At 49.9% G+C, this 22,783-nt stretch carries 14 protein-coding genes and 1 pseudogene; 12 read left to right on the top strand and 3 right to left on the bottom strand.

The window, feature by feature from the left end; translation table 11 throughout:
• Window positions 1–284: pseudogene (locus HQ41_RS09825) on the bottom strand (transposase); the annotation flags it as partial.
• Between the two features lie 613 nt (window positions 285–897).
• Between HQ41_RS09825 and HQ41_RS09215 the strand changes: the two are divergent.
• A complete protein-coding gene (locus HQ41_RS09215; RefSeq protein ID WP_152567294.1) occupies window positions 898–4,083 on the top strand; it encodes a hypothetical protein in 3,186 nt (1,061 codons plus the stop codon).
• 202 nt (window positions 4,084–4,285) lie between these two features.
• On the opposite strand, the gene trmD is transcribed toward HQ41_RS09215, so the two are convergent.
• The gene (trmD, locus tag HQ41_RS01280) at window positions 4,286–4,963 is read right to left on the bottom strand and encodes a tRNA (guanosine(37)-N1)-methyltransferase TrmD (RefSeq protein WP_044186846.1); all 678 of its coding nucleotides are present in this window, start codon (window positions 4,961–4,963) and stop codon (window positions 4,286–4,288) included.
• 112 nt (window positions 4,964–5,075) lie between these two features.
• On the opposite strand from trmD, the gene HQ41_RS01275 reads away from it, so the two are divergent.
• From HQ41_RS01275 to HQ41_RS01250, 6 genes are all read left to right on the top strand, one after another.
• Entirely contained in the window at window positions 5,076–5,816 is a 741-nt protein-coding gene (locus HQ41_RS01275) for a 16S rRNA (uracil(1498)-N(3))-methyltransferase (protein WP_044186844.1), read from the top strand.
• A 55-nt stretch (window positions 5,817–5,871) separates the two neighbouring features.
• On the top strand, window positions 5,872–7,746 hold the full coding sequence (locus HQ41_RS01270) for an oxaloacetate decarboxylase (protein ID WP_044186824.1): 1,875 nt from the start codon (window positions 5,872–5,874) through the stop codon (window positions 7,744–7,746).
• Between the two features lie 498 nt (window positions 7,747–8,244).
• Window positions 8,245–8,871, top strand: coding sequence for a DUF3575 domain-containing protein (locus HQ41_RS01265; protein ID WP_044186821.1), 627 nt, complete (start codon window positions 8,245–8,247; stop codon window positions 8,869–8,871).
• 122 nt (window positions 8,872–8,993) lie between these two features.
• A complete protein-coding gene (locus HQ41_RS01260) occupies window positions 8,994–10,568 on the top strand; it encodes a hypothetical protein (RefSeq protein WP_052405206.1) in 1,575 nt (524 codons plus the stop codon).
• Window positions 10,569–10,746: 178 nt separating this feature from the next.
• Window positions 10,747–12,087: an adenylosuccinate lyase gene (purB, locus tag HQ41_RS01255; protein WP_044186816.1), complete on the top strand. Its 1,341-nt coding sequence runs from the start codon at window positions 10,747–10,749 to the stop codon at window positions 12,085–12,087.
• Between the two features lie 115 nt (window positions 12,088–12,202).
• On the top strand, window positions 12,203–14,476 hold the full coding sequence (locus tag HQ41_RS01250; RefSeq protein WP_081964710.1) for a GH92 family glycosyl hydrolase: 2,274 nt from the start codon (window positions 12,203–12,205) through the stop codon (window positions 14,474–14,476).
• Between the two features lie 102 nt (window positions 14,477–14,578).
• On the opposite strand, the gene HQ41_RS01245 is transcribed toward HQ41_RS01250, so the two are convergent.
• The gene (locus HQ41_RS01245) at window positions 14,579–15,991 is read right to left on the bottom strand and encodes an arylsulfatase (RefSeq protein WP_044186810.1); all 1,413 of its coding nucleotides are present in this window, start codon (window positions 15,989–15,991) and stop codon (window positions 14,579–14,581) included.
• A gap of 882 nt (window positions 15,992–16,873) precedes the next feature.
• On the opposite strand from HQ41_RS01245, the gene gyrA reads away from it, so the two are divergent.
• From gyrA to HQ41_RS01225, 5 genes are all read left to right on the top strand, one after another.
• On the top strand, window positions 16,874–19,453 hold the full coding sequence (gyrA, locus tag HQ41_RS01240; RefSeq protein ID WP_044186805.1) for a DNA gyrase subunit A: 2,580 nt from the start codon (window positions 16,874–16,876) through the stop codon (window positions 19,451–19,453).
• Between the two features lie 42 nt (window positions 19,454–19,495).
• Complete coding sequence (locus tag HQ41_RS01235; RefSeq protein ID WP_052405205.1) at window positions 19,496–20,677, top strand: lipopolysaccharide assembly protein LapB; 1,182 nt, start codon at window positions 19,496–19,498, stop codon at window positions 20,675–20,677.
• A gap of 108 nt (window positions 20,678–20,785) precedes the next feature.
• Window positions 20,786–21,490 (top strand): ComF family protein, encoded by a 705-nt coding sequence (locus tag HQ41_RS01230; protein ID WP_044186802.1) that lies wholly within the window; start codon window positions 20,786–20,788, stop codon window positions 21,488–21,490.
• 135 nt (window positions 21,491–21,625) lie between these two features.
• The gene (locus tag HQ41_RS09440) at window positions 21,626–21,790 is read left to right on the top strand and encodes a DUF362 domain-containing protein (protein WP_081964709.1); all 165 of its coding nucleotides are present in this window, start codon (window positions 21,626–21,628) and stop codon (window positions 21,788–21,790) included.
• 215 nt (window positions 21,791–22,005) lie between these two features.
• The gene (locus HQ41_RS01225) at window positions 22,006–22,779 is read left to right on the top strand and encodes a lipoate--protein ligase family protein (RefSeq protein WP_044186800.1); all 774 of its coding nucleotides are present in this window, start codon (window positions 22,006–22,008) and stop codon (window positions 22,777–22,779) included.
• The last annotated feature ends 4 nt before the right edge of the window (window positions 22,780–22,783 follow it).

Genomic DNA, 22,783 nt, shown 5'->3' with positions numbered 1-22,783 from the left:
CTCTAAGGAGTTTATCCATAATCCCTAGACGCGTTAGCTCCGAGCGGAAACGACTGATGGTGCTATGATCGGGAGAGGGATAGCCAAGGTCTAAGCCTGGGAATTCACTGAAAAGCAGAGAATCATTGATACGTTCCTCAACCTCATAATCGCTCAAACCATACCATGTCTCTAGCAAAAGAATCTTGAACATCAGCAAGGCATCGTAGGCGGGGTTACCTACGGCATTCTGTGTCTTGGTGTACTTCTTTGTTCAGCAGCGTGCGGATACCTCTCCAATCAACGCAAGCATTGATTTGTCGGAGAAAGGAGTGCTTCATCCGGTCGCGACGAACCTGAGTATATACTTGTAGGAAGCTAGGAGCCTGTTCGGTTGGTTTGGTTGCCATGTCGATACAGTTAATTACATATTAAAGATAGTAATAATCAGAGATATATACAGCGTTTCTAGCCGAAAAGAGGCAAAATGCCGTGCAACGGTCTCTTGGAGCGCCAACCCCCTAGTCCAGGGGAGATCGTTGGTTAGAATGGATTTTTGTAATGCGTTCATATAGTTATATATAGATATCTATTTCCTGCAGATTGATATGTTTGAAGCTTATTTTCTAGTATTTCTTCCCATCAATTTTTCCGAATTGATGGACACATCGCAGTGGATTAGTCCATCAATCCGATAAAATCAGTCCTTCGATTTTCAAGTTTGCCTTTGTAGTGTGGCTCAAATTATCCCGAAGATCATTGATATATTTTAACAGATGATTTATATCTTGCATGCAGACTGACTCTGTGATCGTCGTGTGCAAGTAAAAAAGACGGGGTATTTGATGTAGGTTGATTTAATAAGTCGCTTTTATTGATATATTTGTGTCGAGTACAAATACAAAAGAATACAAATCTATGAGAAACCAATTACGTACTTGGGTACTACTCTTGAGTATCCTGCTGGCTAGCCCTTGGGCCAGCGCACAGAAAACTGTTCGGTTCGTCAAGGCTGGGGGCTCTGGCGATGGCTCTTCTTGGACGAATGCCTCGGGTGAGCTACAGAAAATGATAGATGCCTCGTCCGTGGGCGATGAAGTTTGGGTTGCTGCTGGGCTCTACCACCCGACAGAGCTAATTAAGTCTAGTAAAAAGCGCTCTCTGACTTTCAAACTCAAGGATGGCGTATCGCTCTATGGTGGCTTCTCTGGAGTAGAGGTAAGCAAAGATGATCGAGCTCGGGCTGAGGTGGAAGCGCCTATGCACTTTGTTTTCAAAAATCAAACTATCCTAAGTGCAGATATTGACGCCGAAGAAGACGTATGGGTGCGCAAGATCGCCGAGGGGTCTACTGCTCGCTATATGTGGGAGATCTCTGGCAATAGAGGTAATGCCAACCATCTACTCTACTTGGACAAGAAGGCGACTAAGCCAATCACGATCGATGGCTTCGTTCTCACGGGGGCTTACGCCGATGTATATCAAGCCAAGTCTGCTGGAGCTGCTCTCTATGCTTCTGGAGCTATTCGACTGGTTAATAGTATTATTCGTCGCAATGCTACCTACACTCGTGTGGAGGGAGATTTGGCTTTTCACGGGGGAGCCGTTTTCATTGGTCAGGGCAAGGAGGCCCAGATACGCAACTGTTTGTTTGAGGATAACCAAGCCTATCTACCCACGTTGAGCGCTAGTGGAGGCTCAGTCTACATGGAGGGTGGTATTGTAGAGGACTGCATCTTCCGAGGTAGTGTGGGGGTAGACGAGGGCGGAGCTATTACGATACATGGCGGTACCGTGCGCAACAGTCACTTCTACGATTGTTATGGCGCCAAAGGTGGCACTATCTCTGCTATAGATAGCCGTATAGAGGCCTGCCTCATCGCTCATAGTAGAGGTCTAGTAGGTGGGGGTATTTACTCCGAGGGTAGTGTCATACATCACAGTCAAATCATCAATTGCTATGCCGATGATCCTGCATTTGGGGATACGGGCGGTGGTCGAGGAGGTGGCATTCTAGGTAAGGTCAATACCACGATCATTGGCTCTATTATTGCCAACTGTACTGCCGGGAGCCGTGGTGGAGGTGTGGAGCTCATAGCAGGAGGTAAGCTCTATCACTCTACGATTGTGCAGAGCAATGCCCGCCTAGTTAATAAGCCTATTACTAACCTTGACCTAGGGGAGGGTTGCCTCCAAAGAAACAATCTCGTGGCGGACGATCTGGATCTGAGTAACTTCGTCGCCCCTTCTCGGAGCACGGGATTCCAAAAAGACGTAGACGGGCGCACCGAAGCACTGAGGGCAAATTGGGCATTAGCCCCCAAAAGCTCACTGATTGGCCAAGGAGAGCTGGTCCCCGAGGTCAATGAAGAGCAAGATCTATTGGGCAATAACCGCATTAGGAATGGCGTCATTGATCCCGGAGCCATTGCCTTCGGTTCGGGAAGCTCCTCCGATCCTAACATTAGATTTACTCTAGAAGAGGAGAACCAGACTATTACCCTCACTATTGGTGGCGCATCGGGGAGCCAATTCTCTATCGACTTCGGCGATGGCAGCCTCAAAGAATACTCAGGTGCCCAAAAGATTATCGAGCAAGTCACAGGTCGAGAGGTCAAGATATATGGCAAGGATATTTTGATCTTTATCGCCAACGATCAGGGCATCACCAAGCTAGACCTTAGCGGAGCGAAGGAGCTCATGAGGCTACAAGTGATGAATAATAAGCTCGAGGCTCTAGACGTGAGCCAATCTCCGAATCTATATATGCTCTACTGCGATCGCAATCAGATCAAGACTCCGCTCAATCTATCGGCTCAGCGCAGGATGAACGTCATCAGCTGCCACAGCAATCAGATACCGGGACAACTGAATCTGAAGCATATCCAAGGGCTGATCTCTCTGTTTTGCCACGGCAATAAGCTCACCGAGCTTATACTCCCCGACAATGGGCAAGGGCTGACAGAGATTGTATGCGATGACAATGAGCTCACGAGCCTTAAAGTTTTGCATCTGCCAGACCTGACCGAGTTAAGCGTAGCCGACAATAAGCTCACGAGTATTGACTTAAGCCAAAACACTAAGCTGACAAAGCTCTACGCCGTGAGCAATGAGCTCAGATCCATAGACCTGCGTCACAATAAAGTTCTAAAGACTCTCACGCTTACCGATAACGAACTTAGTAGTATCGATCTATCTGCTAATATGCTTCTAGAGGACCTATATCTCGGTGATAATGACTTGGCTCAGATAGATCTCTCGGCCAATACCAAGCTGACTTGGCTCATTGTCAGTGGCAATAAGCTCCGCTCACTAGATGTGAGCCAACAGCCTAGCCTCAAGCAAATCAAAGCCTCGGACAACGAGCTGGAGAAAATAGACCTATCGCACAATCCTGATCTCTCGATCCTCTGGCTAGGCAACAATCGCCTCGAGGAGCTAGACCTCAAAGCACAGAAGCGACTGATTTGGTTCGTGTGCGATAGCAATAGGCTCCAGAGCCTAGACCTCAAGCACAGCCCTGCTATCTCTTGGTTGGAGTGTGAGGGTAATCGGCTGACGCAGCTCGACCTATCGGCACAAACCAACTTACAGAAGCTATTCGCAGGGCACAATAAACTTATTGGCATCAATCTAGAGCATTGTCAAGGTGTACAGGGCATCAGACTTGAGGATAACCAGATACCGGCCGACAAGCTCGCCAAACTTTTAGCCGACCTCCCCGATGTGAGCGCAGTACAGGTCAATGATAACAACAGAGATTGGGCCAAGACAATAGATATTAGCCTTAATCCTAGTAGTCATCTAGTCGATATTAGTGCGGCCACAGCCAAGGGGTGGGGGGTTACGAATACTCCCGGCAAGACTCTCTCGATAGATGAGATTGGTACTGCCCTGTCCGAGTTCTACTACGATGCCTCCACGAGGCGTTTGCAGATAGGATTAGGCATTCGAGAGGTGGCGATATATGATGCATTGGGGGGCTGCGTTGGTCGCTTTGTCGTAGATGCTGGTTCGCTAGACCTCACCACTCTATCAAGTGGTTGCTACATTGCAGTAGGTTACTCTGTGGCTCGTCCACAAGTCCACCGCTTCTGCCGCTAAGTGCCCGCTTATATATCGTTAGTCAAAAAGCTAAGCCTCTGCAGTGATCGTATAAGATCGCATTGCAGAGGCTTAGTAGGTTTCTAGCTTGTAGGCTCGGCAGTCACTAGAGTGGTGTTAGATAGGGCAGTAGGGTAGGGTTGGGCATTTGCCTCACTGTCTAGCGCATAGTAGGTCTATGGGGGGACATCTGCCGTTACGTTTATTTATGTAGCAGGTCTGGGCGAAGTCGCTCAGTGCGTTCTAAGGCTTGCTCCATCTTCCATTGCTCGATTTTGGCAGCGTGACCGCTCAGCAGGACATCAGGCACACGCCAGCCCTTGTAGTCGGCTGGTCGGGTGTAGGTAGGTGGGGCTAGGAGATTGTCTTGGAAGGTATCGCTCAGAGCACTCTCAGCATCGCCGATCGCTCCCGGTAGCAGACGAGCTATGGCATCGGTCATCACGGCTGCTGCCAATTCGCCCCCTGTGAGTACATAATCGCCTATCGAGATCTCACGTGTAATGAGGTGCTCTCGCACACGGTAGTCGATCCCTTTATAGTGTCCGCAGAGTATGATGATATTCTCCAGCAGGCTCATTTCGTTGGCCATAGGTTGGTCAAACGTTTTGCCGTCTGGCGAGGTGAAGATTACCTCATCGTAGTGACGCTGCGCCTTGAGAGCGTTGATTGCTCGCTCGATCGGTTCGATTTGTAGCACCATACCAGCCTCTCCGCCGAAGGGGTAGTCATCGACACGCTTCCACTTGTCTGTCGAGTAGTCACGCAGGTTGTGTATGTGCAGATCTAGAAGGCCTTTGCCCCTTGTGCGCCCGATGATCGAGGTAGACATAGGAGCCTCCAGCATCTCGGGTAATACCGTAATAATATCTATTCTCACACTCGTGAAGTCAATTGAGGAAAAAAGTTTGTAATTCTTGTACAAAGGTAGCCACTATCTCACAATAATGCTTTACCTTTGGTGTTGGTTAAATGAAATGGATGTGGTCGCAATGCGAGATTTACCACTTTTTTATGCTCCTGACATAGCGACACGGCAGGAGCTCCCAGAGGTAGAAGCTGGGCATTGTCAGAGGGTTCTGCGAGCCAAAGAGGGTGATGAGATACTCATCACTGATGGCCGTGGTATGCTCTACGAGGCACGGCTTGTAGAGGTGAGCAAACGGCGTTGTGGCGTTGAGCTGACTAAGGCGGAGAGATGGGAGAAAGCTTGGCGTGGACGCATCACCTTGGCGGTAGCACCTACCAAAGCTATCGAGCGTATGGAGTGGTTGCTGGAGAAAGCGGTAGAGGTTGGTATCGATCGTATTATCCTACTCAAGGCCAAGCATTCGGAGCGTAGGCATATCAATGCTGAGCGACTGGAGCGCATCATGCTTAGCGCAATGAAGCAGTCGCAGAAGGCCTTCCTCCCCGAGCTCATCACAGAGCAAGCAGTGGCGCAAGCCTTCGAACTGTGCCATGGAGATCGCTTGCTTTTGGCTCACTGTCGTAGATCGGAGGGGGGAATTCAAGAGCGCAAGCTCCCCAACCATTACTATCGCCCGAGCGAGGACGTGACTATATTCATCGGCCCCGAGGGGGATTTTACCGTCGAGGAAATCCTCCAAGCTCAAGAGCATGGAGGCCATGGCATCAGCCTTGGCGAGAGTCGCCTGCGTACAGAAACGGCTGCTCTAGTAGCCTTGCAGTGGATGCACACCCTACAGCTGCTAGAGGATAGCCCTCAATAAGGAATAGAAATCATAGAAAATAAAGAATACTACTGCTTAATACCGTATCATTCTTATGGAAAAGAAAGAAATTAAATTTAGCCTAGTCTACCGCGACATGTGGCAGTCCTCTGGTAAGTATCAGCCACGTAAGGATCAGCTCGAGCGTATCGCCCCTGTCATCGTAGAGATGGGCTGCTTTGCCCGTGTAGAAACTAATGGTGGAGCTTTTGAACAGGTAAACTTGCTCTACGGCGAGAACCCTAATAAGGCAGTAAGAGCCTTCACCAAACCTCTCAAGGAAGCTGGTATCCAGACACACATGCTAGACCGCGGGCTCAATGGTCTACGTATGTATCCAGTGCCTGCCGATGTTCGTCGTCTGATGTACAAGGTGAAGAAGGCTCAAGGCGTAGACATTACACGCATTTTCGATGGTCTCAACGACGCACGCAACGTAATCCCCTCAATCAAGTATGCTCTAGAGGCTGGCATGATCCCTCAGGCTACGCTCTGTATCACGCATTCGCCAGTACATACGGTAGAGTACTATGCAGCTCTAGCCGATCAGTTCATCGAGGCTGGCGCTCCAGAGATCTGCCTCAAGGATATGGCAGGTGTGGGTCGTCCTGCTTTCCTCGGTCGTTTGGTTAAGGCGATCAAGGATAAGCATCCAAATGTCATCATCGAGTACCACGGGCACTCTGGTCCCGGTTTCTCTGTAGCCTCAATGCTTGAGGTGTGTAAGAATGGTGCAGACATCATTGACGTAGCTATGGAGCCCATCTCTTGGGGTAAGATTCACCCAGACGTCATCACGATCCGTGAGATGCTACACGACGCAGGTTTCAAGGTGCCCGAGATCAATATGGACGCATACATGAGGGCTCGCTCGCTTACACAGGAGTTCATCGACGACTTCCTTGGGCTATTCATCGAGAAGAGCAACTATCTCTGTACCTCGCTGCTCGTGGGCTGTGGCCTACCCGGTGGTATGATGGGGTCTATGATGGCCGACCTCAAGGGGGTACACGCAGGTATCAACATGCACCTCAGAGCCAAGGGCGAGAAGGAGCTAAGCGTAGATGATCTGCTCGTTAAGCTCTTCAATGAGGTAGAGTATGTATGGCCACGTCTTGGCTATCCACCTTTGGTAACGCCATTCAGCCAGTATGTGAAGAACGTTGCGCTGATGAACGTATATAATATGGTAACGGGTAAGGAGCGTTGGCTCGCTATCGACAACAATACATGGGGCATGATTCTCGGTAAGTCAGGTCGTCTTCCCGGGAAACTTGATCCAGAGATCATCGCTCTAGCGAAGGAGAAAGGACTGGAGTTCACAGACGAAGACCCACAGAGCAACTATCCCGATGCACTTGATGAATATCGCAAGGAGATGGACGAGAACGGCTGGGAGTATGGTCAAGACGACGAAGAACTCTTCGAGCTCGCCATGCACGATCGTCAGTATCGCGACTACAAGAGTGGTGTAGCTAAGCAGCGCTTCATGGAAGAAGTAGAGAAGGCTCGTACCGCTGAGCTTACTAAGCAAGGCTACAACGAGGCCGATGCTCTCAAAATCAAGCGCCAAGGTACGGAGCCCATTATTGCAGCTGCCTCGGGTAGCATCATCTGGGAGGTTGATCCTACAGACTACTCTACTGCTCCAGCCGTGGGCACATCAGTTAAGACTAATGAGCCTATCTGCTACATTCAAACTGTGGGTGGCTATATGGAGCCAGTGATTAGCAACTTCACTGGTCGCCTGACCGAAGTCCTAGCTCAGGGTGCCACAGTGCGCAAGGGCGAAGCGATCGCTTATGTGCGTCCTAGTGAGCAGGAAGAGCTATGGATAGAGAGCGAACCCGAACGCCTCAAGCGTGTAGAGAAGCTCGAGGAGGTTCGTCATGCAGTCACACGCAGACGTAATAGCCGTAGCTGTTGCTAGATGCGGTGGGGTTGTTTCTTTACTTAGGTAAAGTGCAGCCTATCCAATAATCATTAGAGGGTATCTTGGCGGTCGATCGTAGAGATCGAGGACAAGGTGCCCTCTAGCTTTTCCACACACGAGCTCCATTTATTTAGTAAGAGTTTCCATCGTAAGAACTCCTAGGCCCGTAATCATCTTGATATATACCATTAACACTTTTTGTTTTAGTTTTTTGAGTAACTTAGCATCGTTTTCTGAGGGCTGTGCAGTATACGATTTTATAGTACAATTGCCCTTTCTTGCTTGAGGTTTGGTCTTTCTGTTAAGGTTGTATTTCTGTCACTAATAGCCTGTTAAGGTGAGTTAGGGAATGGGGTTGTATGAGATATTAAAATATTTTATATACCTTTGCGCGTCGAAAATCACGTATCTCCCTTTGCATAGTGTGTACTTATTAAGTCAAGGGTGATGCTATGAACCTCCAAATATGATGTAATTTTTACCCTTACTTGAACAATGAACAAGTATCTATTTGCTTTGCTCTCTTTTCTCGGGCTGTGGAGTTGTGGTAGAGAGCTCAAAGCTCAGACTTATGCCGTTAGGTCAGACATGATCTCTAACCTATCGGGTAATTTTAATATTGAGATATCTAGTTCTATAACCAAGCATGTGTCGCTGCACTTGCCTCTCTTTGTTCGGCCTGCCAATTTGGGGCTTCCTTATTCGATTGGGCTCTACAATCTGAAAAATAACAATGGTTATTCTTCGCGAGAGATACCTCTATTCGAGTCTATCGCAACGGATCAGTCCATTAGTATTCAGCCGGGTATGCGATACTGGACCCTACTCTCCAACAACTACGGTCTATTTATTGGAGCGTTTGGCATAGGGGAGATATTTAAGCATGGAGGATTCGAGAGATACTCGTATTATATACAAGGATATTCTGTGGGGGCTGGTGCTTCCATTGGGTACGCTAAGGTTATCACACCCAATTGGAACTTTGAGTTTGAGTTCGGCTTGGGAGCTGTTGTGCGCTTCTATGATCGCAGAAGTATCAGCAGTAGTAGAGTGCTAAGTCACAATAGAGATTTTACGTGGGCTGTCCCTCGCTGTGGTATTAACCTTGTTTATTTGCTGTAGATGAGATTAAAGTAAATTTTGATATTGAATAAAAAATGAACCGACAACAGACATACAAGCTGTTTTTTAGTGTTGCAGGCTTATTGATGATTGCTTCATGCTCTAGGCCGATTACCAAAACTTTGTTCTTACAATCGGGTAGGCCTCATATTTATCTACCCACCAACAAGGAGGAGAAGTCGGGAGGCATTCTCTCCGAGCGTGTGTCGTACGAAACGAAAATTGACACCATTCGTCCAGCTCATAAGCCAGCCTTAGATGACGAGGATATGAAGAGCGTGACGTTGGAAACCTTTACTGTAGTTGCAGATAGACCTAAGTTGAAGATCTCGACTGTGCGTAATGGTAAAATCAATCTGACGTTTTTGATGACAGTCCCCAAGGCTTTCATGGACAATCGTTGGCAGATTGTTTTGACGCCACACCTAATTAATGGCGATCAGACCTCTGCTCTGCCACCAGTAGTCCTCAAGGGCAGCCAGTTCAAGAAGGTGCAAGACGAAGAGTTCGCCAAGTTTGCTAAGTTCGAGAAGGATATCATTGATCCTAGTGACTATGACAAGAAGTTTTTTGACCAAAAGAAGCACAGCCTCTTTACCAAAAATCTCCAGCACAAGTACCTAGACCACTACACGGCTGAGTACAAAAGGTTGCAGGACTATCAGGCGTGGAAGCATATTGCTGAGGTACGCATCATGAATGCGAACGCACGAAGAGAGGGTCGGTACTATCAGCGCCTCAACGACAAGGCTATCGAGATGCTTGGCTCTGCCTACAACGATAATCTGTATGGCCTAGACTCTAGCAAGGTGCATCGTGGCTTCTCTGGTAGATACAACGAAGAGCATCGTAAGAACTACCTAGACAAGAAGCTCAGCACCTTGACGGTGGATAAGGTACCTAAGAACTATAGAAAGTACTTTGAGAAGAACTTTACCCTTGACTCGCTCAAGAACAAATCTCTGACCGAGAAGGATAGTGCCAACATTGCTAAGCATACTTATTTCTTCAAGGACATTGCTCAAAACGAGTCCAAGATCAAAAATAAGGATACTCACCGCAGGCATCTCGTGCGCTTCCCAGAGGTTGAGAACCCTGCACTCTCCGACTCGATTCGTACGGGTAAAGATTTTGTCTACTTGTATAGTCAAGATATTGATGTAACGGAAGATCTACAGCGCAAGCTCAGTGTTATTGTAGAGACACGTGTTACAGCGATGGATCAGAGTAGCTGGCATCAAGGCGGTGTCGATACACTCAACTTTATTGTGTCGGGTATGAACGACCTTGTAGACAAGACGCTTATATCTCGTCTGGACGAAGCCGACCAAGCGATCTATCAACAGGGCCTCGATAGGCTTGCAGTGAGAGATTATCGTGGTGCACTCAACATCATTAACCAGTATCCAGACTACAACTCGGCAGTCTGCTTGGCTGCTCTAGGCTACAACGATCAGGCGATTATGCTCCTCGACCGTATCACAGCCACTGGGAAGGCCGATTATCTGCGTGCGATTGTTTATGCCCGTATGAAGAAGCTCGAAGAGGCTAAGGAAAGCCTATTCTCGGCCGCTCGCAAGGAGTCTACTCTTGCCTTCAAGGTGGAGATTGAGCCTGAGTTTGCTGTACTTCTAGAGACTTACCCTGAGTTACAGGAGCAACTGGAGAATATCGGTGATGGGCTAGATGAAATGTAATTGAGCATATATCAGTAGTTAATTAAATAGTAGAGGGCTGTAGGTTCGTTAGTATGGACTTGCAGCCTTCGTTTTTGTGCGTCGGAGAGTTGGGGGTGTCGCTCGAGGGGCGAAAGGGTTCGGGAGAAATGAGTTAAATTTGTAGCACATTATATCAATAAACAAAGATTATGACCCTATGCAACTAGACAAGCTCAAGGCCGTCTCTCCCGTCGATGGTCGCTATCGTACGCAGGCCGAACCATTGGCTGCCTACTTCTCCGAGGAGGCGCTCATTCGTTACCGAGTGCGTGTCGAGATACTCTATTTCATCGCTCTAAGCAAGGAGATTCCTCAGCTATCTGGTCTACTCGATCGTATTGACGAGGAGAAGCTTCACGATATCTATCGCCACCTGACAGCCGAGGACGCCCTGCGCATCAAGGAGATCGAGTCTGTAACCAATCACGACGTCAAGGCCGTAGAGTACTATATCAAGGAGCAGTTCGATCGCCTAGGCCTGAGCGATGAGAAGGAGTTTATCCACTTCGGTCTGACCTCCCAAGATATCAACAATACCTCTTTCCCTCTGATGACTAAGGAGGCCCTTGAGCAGATATATCTACCAGCCCTTGATAAGGTCATTGATACTCTGCGTGCCTATGCCGAGGAATGGGCGAATATCCCCATGCTGGCTCGTACACACGGCCAACCAGCCTCGCCAACTCGTCTAGGTAAGGAGATACAGGTATTTGTCTATCGCCTAGAGCAGCAGAGAGCACAGCTGGTACAGATCCCTCATTCTGCCAAGTTTGGTGGAGCTACGGGCAACTTCAATGCCCATCGCATTGCCTATCCTACGCACGACTGGCTCGGGTTTGCAGCGAACTTCGTGAGCTCTATGGGGCTAATGCGTGAGAGCTATACGACACAGATTGCCAACTACGACCACACGGCAGCCCTCTTCGATGCCCTAGAACGCATCAACGTAATCCTCACGGATCTTGCTCGTGATATGTGGATGTATATCTCGATGGACTACTTCAAGCAGCGCATTAAGGAGGGAGAGGTTGGCTCGTCTGCGATGCCACACAAGGTTAATCCGATTGACTTTGAGAATGCCGAGGGTAATCTAGGCCTTGCGAATGCAATCTTTGGTTTCCTCTCTCGCAAGCTACCGATCTCTCGCTTGCAGAGGGATCTTACGGACTCTACTGTTCTGCGCAATATCGGGGTGCCTCTAGCACACACGCTTATTGCTCTCAATAGCTTGAGTAAGGGTCTAGGTAAGGTGTTGCTCAATCAGGAAGCCCTAGAGGCCGATCTAGAGTGCAACTGGGCTGTGGTGGCCGAGGCACTCCAGACGATCCTTCGTAGGGAGGGCTACCCTAAGCCCTACGAGGCGCTTAAGGCTCTTACCCGTACCAATGAGGCAATCACGGCGGACTCGATCGCCAAGTTTATCGACACGCTTGATGTATCTGAGCAGGTCAAGAGTGAGATGCGCCAGATTAGCCCAGCGACCTATCTAGGCTACTAATCATACGCAATAGATACCCCGAGAGCGAGGAGAGGCATCTCTTTTGGATGTCACTTCTCGCTCTCGGAGCTATTGAGCATACCACAGTCATTAATCGCAAAAACAATCCGAATAGATGAAGAAGAAGCAATACCTCAGACACGGTCTGCTAGGGCTGATGTTTATGAGCACTCTGAGCCTTTCGGCTCAGAAGAAGGGACGCCTAATCGACGAGGTCAATCCGTTTATCGGGACTAGTAACTTCGGTACGACCAATCCGGGCGTCGTCCTACCCAATGGTTTGATGAGCGTAACGCCTTTCAACGTAATGGGCGGTGGCGAGTTGAATACATTCGACAAAGATGCTCGCTGGTGGAGCACACCCTACTCGGCAGACAACAAGTATTTTACGGGCTTTAGCCACGTCAATCTAAGTGGTGTGGGTTGTCCAGAGCTAGGTAGCCTGCTCCTCTCGGCTGCCTCGGGAGAACTAGATGTAGACTACAAGAGCTATGGCTCTACACTGAGCAAGGAGCACGCACACCCGGGCTACTATACAGCTCATCTAGATAAGCACAGCATCAAGGCCGAGCTGACGGCGACGGCACGTACCTCCGTCACGGCCTTTACCTTCGAGCGTGGCGGCAAAAGTAATATCCTGCTCAACCTAGGGCAAGGGCTGACGAACGAAAGTGGAGCGACTGTGCGCTTCGTCAATGACTCTACTATACTAGGCAGTAAGCTCATGGGCACCTTCTGCTACAATCCACAAGCCGTCTTCAACCAGTACTTTGCGATGCGCATCAGCAAGCGAGCTCCCGAGAGCGGCTACTGGAAGAAGCAGCCCCCTATGACGGGGACAGAGGCCGAGTGGGATCATGACCACGGGCGCAACAAGATTTACCGCTCTTATCGCCGTGAGATGAGTGGTAATGATATCGGGGTGTGGTTCTCTTACGATACGCAACCCGGCGAAACGATCTATGTGCAGACGGCAGTTTCTTTCGTTAGTGCCGAGAATGCTCTGCTCAACCTAGAGACAGAGCAGCCCAAGCTAGACTTCGCTGCCACACGAGCTCGAGCAGAGGAGGCGTGGGAGCAGGCGCTCTCTCGCATCGAGGTAGAAGGCGGTAGCCCAGATCAGCGTACGATCTTCTACACGGCGCTCTATCATTTGCTCATTCATCCCAATATCCTGCAAGATGTCAATGGCGAGTACCCCATGATGACTAGCCTCAAGACGGCTCAAACCAGCCACAACCGCTATACGGTCTACTCGCTCTGGGATACATATCGCAACGTGCACCCACTACTCTCTCTGCTCTACCCGGAGAAGCAGTTAGATATGGTACGCACGATGATTGATATGTACAAGGAGAGCGGCTGGCTACCCAAGTGGGAGCTATATGGCCGTGAAACGCTTACGATGTCGGGCGACCCATCGATCACAGTAATCAACGACACTTGGCAGCGTGGTCTAAGGGACTTCGATGTCGCTACCGCCTACGAGGCGATGCTCAAGGGGGCGACGACACGAGGCAAGGACAACCTCCTACGTCCCGATATTGATGACTACGTCAGCCGTGGATACATTCCGCTGAGGGAGGAGTTCGACCACTCGGTGTCTAACTCGCTCGAGTACTACATTGCCGACTGGAACCTCGCACGCTTCGCCGAGAGCCTCGGTAAGAAAGCTGATGCCAAACGCTTCCATCAGCGCTCGCTAGGTTACAAGCACTACTACGACAAGGAGTACGGTTTGCTGCGCCCCATTACACCCGATGGCAAATTCCTATCTCCCTTCGACCCCGTCTTGGGGCGTGACTTCGAGCCTAACCCCGGTTTTCACGAGGGCAACTCTTGGAACTATTCATTCTTCGTGCCACACGACGTCAAGGGGCTTGCTAAGCTGATGGGTGGCGAGCGCAAGTTCGTGGCTAAGCTACAGAGTGTATTCGACAAGGGTAACTACGACCCAGCCAACGAGCCTGATATCGCCTATCCATTCCTTTTCACCTACTTCCCCAAGGAGGCTTGGCGTACGCAGAAGATTACCAAAGATCTGTTACAGACAGTCTACCACAATGCGCCCAATGGTATCCCGGGCAATGATGATACGGGTACTATGAGTGCGTGGGCGATCTACACGATGCTCGGGTTCTACCCCGACTGCCCGGGGGATATGAGCTTTGCGCTTACGACTCCGACCTTCAAACGAGTAACCCTGCATCTAGACCCTAAGTACTATAAGCAGCCTAAGCTCGTCATTGAGCGTCAAGGAGCGGAGGCTGATACTTACTTCAAGCGCCTCAAGGTTGGCGATAAGACGCATAGCAACCGCTATCGTCTGAGCAATGAAGAGCTCGTGAACGCAGGTCAAATCGTATTCTTCACTCAAGATAAGCACTAGCTGCCAAGAAGTCGAAGGAATAACAAAAGCAAGGAGGGCATCATCGCATTGCATGATGTCCTCCTTGCTTTTATGATGCTGTACTTAAGATCCCTATCCCTCTTACTTGACCTCAGACTTGAAGGGGAACTCGGCAGAGGGCTGATGCATCTGCTGCATCAGTTTGCTTAGTCGTCGTACCACCTTGGGGTGCTTATGGGCGACATTGTTATGCTCGCCTAGGTCACTGTCCAGTCGGTATAGCTCATATTGAGGTTGCCCAGAGTTCACTTGTAGGGCAATCAGCTTCCATACGCCTTGTCGAATAGCTATTTTGCCCCCCTCCTCATGAAACTCCCAGTAGAGTGGGCGTGTAGCGGACGGCTGGCTGGTGCCTCCTTGCCACAGACCTAGAAGGGAGCTGCCATCGGTGCGCTCTCCAAATTTAGGCTGCTTGAGCATCTCTGCAAAAGTTGGCAAGAAATCCCAAAAGGCAGCGGGGGTATTAGCCTCTGTCTTTGGCTTGATTTGCCCCGGCCAAGTAACAATCATGGGTACACGAATGCCGCCCTCATACAGATCTCGTTTGGCTCCCCTGAGTGGGCCATTGCTGTCGAAGTACTCAGGGTTGGCTCCACCCTCACGGTGTGGTCCATTGTCGCTCGTAAAAACAATCAGCGTATTCTCCTCTACTCCTAGGGCTCTAAGCTCCTGAACGAGCTCGCCTACATATAGGTCTAGCTGACCGACCATGGCAGCAAATGAGGCATGAGCATCGGGTGTACTGGGATAGTCGTGCTCGTATTGGCTCTGCCATGGGCGAGGCTCAACCTTGCCTCTGTAATACTGATAGAGGCCTCTGTGTGGCAGATTGAGCTCTGCGTGTGGGAGCGTGTAGGTCATCATCGCCATGAAGGGTTTACCTCTATGCACAGACTGGCGAATGAAGTATTTGGCATCTTGCTGAATGAGATCTGGGGCGTAGGTAGACTGGCGCTTACCAGAGTTCTCGGGGAGGGTAACTCGAGAGCGATCCGCCCAGAGATGCTCGGGGTAGTAGTGGTGTGAGATGCGCTGGCAGTTGTAGCCGTAGAAGCGATCGAACCCTCTGTCTTGTGGTTCGGCTCCCGAGGCAGGTGCTCCCAAGCCCCACTTGCCGAATAAGCCCGTAGCATATCCCGCAGAGCGAAAGAGTGTGGCTAGTGTGGGGACATCAGCCATAGGCATCTGCCCCTCGGGTTTGATCTCCTTATTGCCTCTTATTTTGGTATGCCCAGTGTGCAACCCTGTCATCAATGAGGCACGAGAGGGTGCACTCACGGTACACCCAGCATAGAAGTCTGTGAAGCGCATACCACGGTCTGCCAAAGCATCTATGTGTGGTGTCTCGATGATTTTCTGCCCATAGCAGCCGATATCTCCGTAGCCTAAGTCGTCGGCTAGAATGAAGATGACATTTGGGCGCTCGCCTCCCTCGGCGAGCAATGGACTAATTGACCCAATGAGGCAGAGGGGCAGAGCTATTGTTCTAGTCATAGGCTTGTATTGCTGTCATGATTGATTGTTTGTGAGCCCTAAAATTGCCCAAATTCTGTCAACCGACCAAACGCCTCTTTTGCGTTTGAAGAAATTAACATTTTTGTATGATGCTTGGCGAGGTTTGCGACAGGCCTTTTCTTTCTTGCCTAGAAAATGCCAAACCTCGTATTTGCCCTCTAGGAGGCTCTCTGCCGCATCCGATGCTGCTCCCGCACTGCATACCCAGTCAACCCCAGATATGCGTCTAAAATGCGCTCTTTATAATTTCTTGATAGTCATTTGTTTGTGGTCTTTCTTGGGGGCGATTAATAAGCCTGATGCTCATTTTTCGTCTTTTCTTCCCACCAATCTTTGTAGATTGACGGACACGTCGCAGAGGATTGGTCCACCGATGTCCAAAAATCTTCCCACCAATCCTCTGAGTCCATTCTGCTAGTTCTTATGAATTGCTTATTTATTCCTCAATAATTGAACCTAATGTCTTAACATACCTTAACGAAAGAGTAGAGGAATGAGCGTGTAAAATTAGATCTGTCTGTCCTCATGCATGGCTAGAGCTAGGCGAGGGCTGAGAGTTGATGAGTCGTTTTGTTTGCACACACAACCACAGATTTTGATGCTCGGTGTGCATGAGTGAACCCTCGCATGATAGCAGATCGGCTGGCAAAGAGCTTCGATGTAGTAGGGGCGAAATCTAGCTTTGTGATGATTGGCCGAATGTAGGGTTCTAGAGTCTATTGACTTTTGTCTAATCTTTACATATACATAATGCCCAACCTCTACGTTATATAGAGAAAATAAGGGCGATATTCGGCAAAAAAATCGTACCTTAGCTTCCCAAATATATAGAATAACGAAAATCATTGATCCAGTATAAAAATGGTTGATGCAGAAGATAGAATAATAGATATCAAGATCGAGGAGGCCATGAAGACGGCCTACATCGACTACTCTATGTCGGTGATCGTCTCTCGTGCTCTCCCCGATGTGCGTGATGGTTTCAAGCCCGTGCATCGTCGTGTCTTGTATGCGATGAACGAAATCGGCAACACGCACGATAAGCCTACTCGTAAGTGTGCCAATGCCGTTGGGGAAGTGCTCGGTAAGTACCACCCACACGGCGACTCATCTGTCTATGGGACGCTTGTGCGTATGGCTCAGCCTTGGAGTCTTCGCTATCCGCTGATAGAGGGGCAGGGGAACTTTGGTTCGGTCGATGGTGACTCGCCTGCGGCGATGCGTTATACCGAGAGCCGTCTGAGCCGCTTGGCTGCAGAGATGCTCCGCGATATAGAGAAGGAGACGGTAGACTTCCAGAACAACTTCGACGATACGCGTCAGGAGCCAACGGTGCTACCTACCCGTTTCCCAAATCTTCTGGTCAATGGCTCTGCAGGTATCGCTGTGGGGATGGCCACGAATATGCCCCCACACAACCTCTCGGAGTGTATCGACGGCTGTGTGGCCTATATCGATAGCGCAGAGACGATCGATGTGGAGGGCTTGATGAAGTACGTCAAGGCTCCAGACTTCCCCACTGGGGGCTTTATCTACGGCTATGCTGGCGTGAAGGAGGCTTTCGAGACGGGGCGTGGACGTGTCGTGATCCGCAGTCGTGCCGAGATTGAGCAGCACAATAACCATGAGCGTATCATCATCTCCGAGATTCCCTATCAGGTGAATAAGGCTGAGCTGGTGCGTGGTATCGCAGACCTTATCGGGGAGAAGCGCATCGAGGGTATATCCAATATCTCGGACGAGTCCAACCGTAAGGGTATGCGCATCGTCATCGACATCAAGCGTGATGCCAATGCCTCGGTAGTCCTCAATAAACTATACAAAATGACGGCGCTACAGAGTTCCTTTAGCGTCAATAATATAGCCCTCGTCAAGGGGCGTCCGCAGCTACTCAACCTCAGAGATCTGATTGCACACTTCGTGGATCATCGCTTAGATGTCGTGACACGCAGATCTGTCTATGAGCTGCGTAAGGCTCGTGAGCGTGCACATCTGCTCGAGGGCTTGATCATCGCAGTAGACAATATAGACGAGGTAGTGAGCATCATTCGCTCTTCTAGCGAGCCGCAGGAGGCTATCTCTCGTCTGATGGAGCGCTTCAATCTAAGCCTCATTCAGGCTCGTGCTATCGTAGACATGCGTCTAAGAGCCCTCACGGGGCTCGAGCGAGATAAGCTCAAGGCAGAGTATTCCGAGATTATGGCCACGATTGAGTACCTAGAGGGGCTGCTCGCCGATCGTGCGCTGCGTATGGGCGTAGTGCGTGACGAGCTGATCGAGATCAAGGAGAAGTTTGGCGATGAGCGTCGTAGCGAGATTGTCTATGCCGCCGAGGAGTTCAATCCAGAGGATTTCTATGCCGACGACGAAATGGTCATCACCATTTCTCATCTAGGATATATCAAACGTACGCCGCTATCTGAGTTCCGCACGCAGAGCCGTGGAGGGGTAGGTAGCAAGGGTAGTGATACTCGAGATGAAGACTTCATCGAGTACATCTATTCGGCTTCGATGCATGCCACGATGCTCCTCTTCACTCAGATGGGGCGCTGCTACTGGCTCAAGGTGTACGAGATCCCAGAGGGGGCCAAGAATGCTAAGGGACGTGCCATACAGAACCTGCTCAATATCGAGCCGGGCGATCGTGTAACGGCTTTCATTCGCATCAAGAATCTGACCAAGGATGTTGAGTTTACCAAGTCGCACTACCTCTTCTTTGCCACCAAGCGTGGTGTCGTCAAGAAGACACTGCTAGAGGCATACTCTCGTCCCCGCACTACGGGTATCATTGCCATCAACCTGCTCGAGGGTGATGAGTTAGTAGGCGTGGCTTTGACCAATGGACGTAGCGAGATTGTGTTGGCTAACCGCAATGGCCGTGCCGTGCGCTTCAACGAGAGCGCTGTACGCCATACAGGGCGTACAGCCACTGGTGTGCGTGGCATGATCCTCGATGACGACGGCAAGGACGAGGTGATCGGTATGCTAGCTGTCAAGGACGCAACCAAGGAGTCGATCCTAGTGGTTAGTGAGCATGGCTTCGGTAAGCGCAGCAATGTCGAGGACTACCGCATTACCAACCGTGGTACCAAGGGAGTCAAGACTCTTAATATTACTGATAGGACGGGTGTGCTGGTGGCGATTCGCAGTGTAACGGACGAGCACGACCTAATGATCATCAACCGCAGCGGTGTGACGATCCGTGTACATGCCCGAGATCTGTCTATCATCGGACGCAACACGCAGGGCGTGCGCATCATCAATCTAGATAAGCGTGGCGACGAGATTGCTTCCGTGTGCCGAGTAATGGCCGAGGACGAGCTCTCCGATGCCGATGCGATAGAAGTAGACCCAATGGCTCAGCCATCTGCCGATATGGTTGAGGGAGGAGAGATGCAGCAGGGCGATGCCGATGCAACGGAGCCAACAGACGAAGTGTAATAATAGAAGCAATAGATTATCAACTTCAAACAATACAAACCGATGAAGAAACTGATTTATGTAGCAGCACTAGGCCTCGTGGCCACAGGTGCTTTTGCTCAGAAGGCTAATGTGAAAGCAGCCGAGAAAGTAGCAGACAGCAACGTGACCGAAGCTCGCAGCTTGGCCAAGGCTGCTCGTGAGCACGAGGAAACTAAGGCAGACCCCTATGCATGGTATGTATCTGGTCTGATCGAGCAGAAGGAGTTTCGAGGCGAGCTCGTCAAGGCTCAGCTACAGCAGCCACACAACGAAGCTGTGATGTATGGTGCTCTGATGGGCGAGGTGCCTTACCTGCTCGAGACTTATCGTCTAGAGAGTATCCCCAACGAGAAGGGCAAGGTTAAGCTCAAGTATGCCAAGAAGGCTAAGGATATGCTCCGTGAGGACCACCCACTGCTCGTAAATGCTGGCTACTTCTACATTCAGAATAAGGAGTATGACAAGAGTGCAGAGGCTTTCGACCACTATATCAAGGTAAGAAAGCACCCTCTATTCGCCGACGATAAGGCTATCGCTACCGTTGATACTGCGATGCTAGATGCCTCTTATCTACTTGTGGCTGCCTGCTACGAGGGTAAGCTCTACGACAAGGCTGTAGCTTATGGTCAGCAATTCAAGGATCAGGACTATAAGGGCGACGATATTCATCAGCTCATCTCAGCCTCTCTGCTGGCTAAGGCTGACACGGTCGCTGCTATGAAGGTACTTGAAGAAGGTGCTGCCAAGTTCCCCAAACAGCCCTACTACTTCGGCAATATCATCAATATCTATGCGATCCAAGGCAACAACGATGGAGCTATCGACTACCTAAACAAGGCTATCAGCCAAGATCCTACCAATACTAACTACCTCATCGCTATGGGTGGTCTGTATGAACGCAAGGAAGACTGGACTGCTGCAGCCGACTGGTACAAGAAGGCGCTTGAAATCAAGGGTGATGACTTCGATGCTAACCACAACCTCGGTCGTTCATACTACAATCAGGCTGTTACTCTGCTCAACGCTGCAGAGCTAGACAAGCTCACCGAGGATAAGGCTAAGGCTCTATTCGAGAAGGCTTATCCATACCTAGAGAATGCCTACAAGCAGAAGCCTGACGAGGTGTACTACGTACTTGCCAACGTTTGTGACCGTCTAGGCAAGAAGCAGCGCTACGACGAGATCATGGCTGCGCACAAGTAATACTTATATGGGCTTTGCCTCTAGTATAACGTAATATATTAGCCCTAGGCGTGTGGAGAGTAACTCCGCAGTCTAGGGCTAATCTTTTGGAGCTGTGAAATCACTATTATGTCTATACCTATACGCACCATCGGGCGATATGCTCTCTCTCGACTGCTAGACTTCGTCTATCCGCCTCTGTGTGCCGTTTGTCGCGCTCGCCTGCACACCGAGGAGCTGGCGATCTGTACGCTCTGTGCCCTTGAGCTTAGGCACTACGAACCCTCCACCATGGTAGCACACGAGCGCCTATATAGCTCTGCCGTTTTTCGAGATCTGTACGCTCTTTATGCCTACGAGAGAGGGACGCAGGTTCAGAAGCTGATTCATAGCCTCAAGTATCGAGGGCATGCCGATGTAGCCCAGCTGATTGGCAGTACTGCTCTTGAGCTATATCCCCAATGGATGGGAGCCTATGATTTAGTCATTGCTGTCCCCGTAGAGCAGAACCGCCTTATGGAGCGTGGCTACAATCAGGCGCTCTCCGTGGCTCGTGTCATCGCCAAGGGTTTGGGTGTTGAGGCAAGCGATACGCATATTCGACGGCATCGAGGCAGTCATTCGCAAACTCAGCTGACCCGTCAGGAGCGAATGGATAATACCGCAGACGCATTCTACCTACCCAATGAGGAGAAAAAATACCTAATAGGTAAGCGAGTGCTACTTGTCGATGATGTGCTGACCACTGGATCCACTATTTTGGGTATATGCGTTCATTTAGAGTGTGTTGGAGTCGCTTCTGTTGATGTTTTCGTAGCCTCTGTTGCCGTTTAGGGATACCTAAAAAGTATTAGAAGCCCAGTTGGGTAGAAAATAAAATACCTATAAGTAGGTATATATTTCGGAAACTTTACTACCTTTGCTCTCAGAATAAGAATTTGATTTATCACTTAAACGGTTTTTACGACAATGGCACATGTTATTACTGATAGCTGCGTAGCTTGCGGCACTTGCATCGACGAATGTCCAGTATCAGCTATCTCAGAAGGCGCTATCTATGTGATTGATGCAGACACTTGCATCGACTGTGGTGCTTGCGCTAGCGTTTGTCCTACAGAAGCAATCCACGCATAAGTAAGCCCTACCAAGAGTGCCACAGCTCCACAGGTGAGTTTCGGGTACTTTAGGGCAAAGGTCAAAGCGACTATTCTTAGTATAGGAGCATTTTTTGAAGTTTGAGAGATGTCGGGGTTTGGCTCTAGAGTTCTAGAGTCAAACCTCGGCTTTTTTAGTTTTGGGCAAACAGATTATCGTATAGCAGTGTTCTTGATACAAACGTTATCATCATAATGACAGAGCATAAGCAGGCCTATTACTATATCAGTCCGTTGAGCGATCCTTTCTACAACATTGCCCTAGAGGATTATCTCTACACTCAGATGCGAGATGTAGGGTGCATCTATTTTTTTTGGGTCAATAGCCCCTCCGTGTTTATGGGGCGCTACCAGTGTGCCGAGGCGGAGAGCGATGTGCAGTATCTCATCGAGCAAGGCATACCAGTGCTGCGTCGAGCCTCTGGTGGTGGCACGGTCTATCACGACGCTGGCAATCTTAACTACACTTGTATCCAGAATGATCTGGCAGGGAGAGGATTTGATCTGCGTGCTTTCCCTAGACCGATCGTCGAGGCGATGCAGAGGCAGGGTGTGGAGCTTGAGATCAGCCCTAGAGGAGATTTGAGGCTTGAGGGGTATAAGGTGGGCGGCTCGGCCGAAGCGACCAGATCGGGGCGTATGCTCTACCATATGTCGCTACTATTCGATGCCGATCTCGACCAGCTAGAGCGGGTCCTACAGGTTGGTCACGATGTGCAGGTTCGCTCACGAGTGCCGTCTGTGCGCTCACGGGTAAGGAACCTCAAGACAGTATTGCCCAGTGTGGCGACGATTGATAGCTTTCGAGATCTGATTCTCTCGGCTATTGCTCAGAGATATGAGGCGCTACTCCCGCTGGAGCTTCCGCTAGAAGCCGAGGCCTATGTCGCAGCAATACAAGTCGAACGCTACGCCAATCCAGAGTGGATACACTCGAGTGTAGGGCGTATGACCAAAAGGGGAGGGTAGTGAG

This window comes from Porphyromonas sp. COT-290 OH860 (assembly GCF_000768935.1).
In the GTDB taxonomy this organism is placed as follows: Bacteria; Bacteroidota; Bacteroidia; order Bacteroidales; family Porphyromonadaceae; genus Porphyromonas.
The sequence above is the reverse complement of the archived record's forward strand: the minus strand, read 5'-3'. Positions and strand labels throughout refer to the sequence as shown.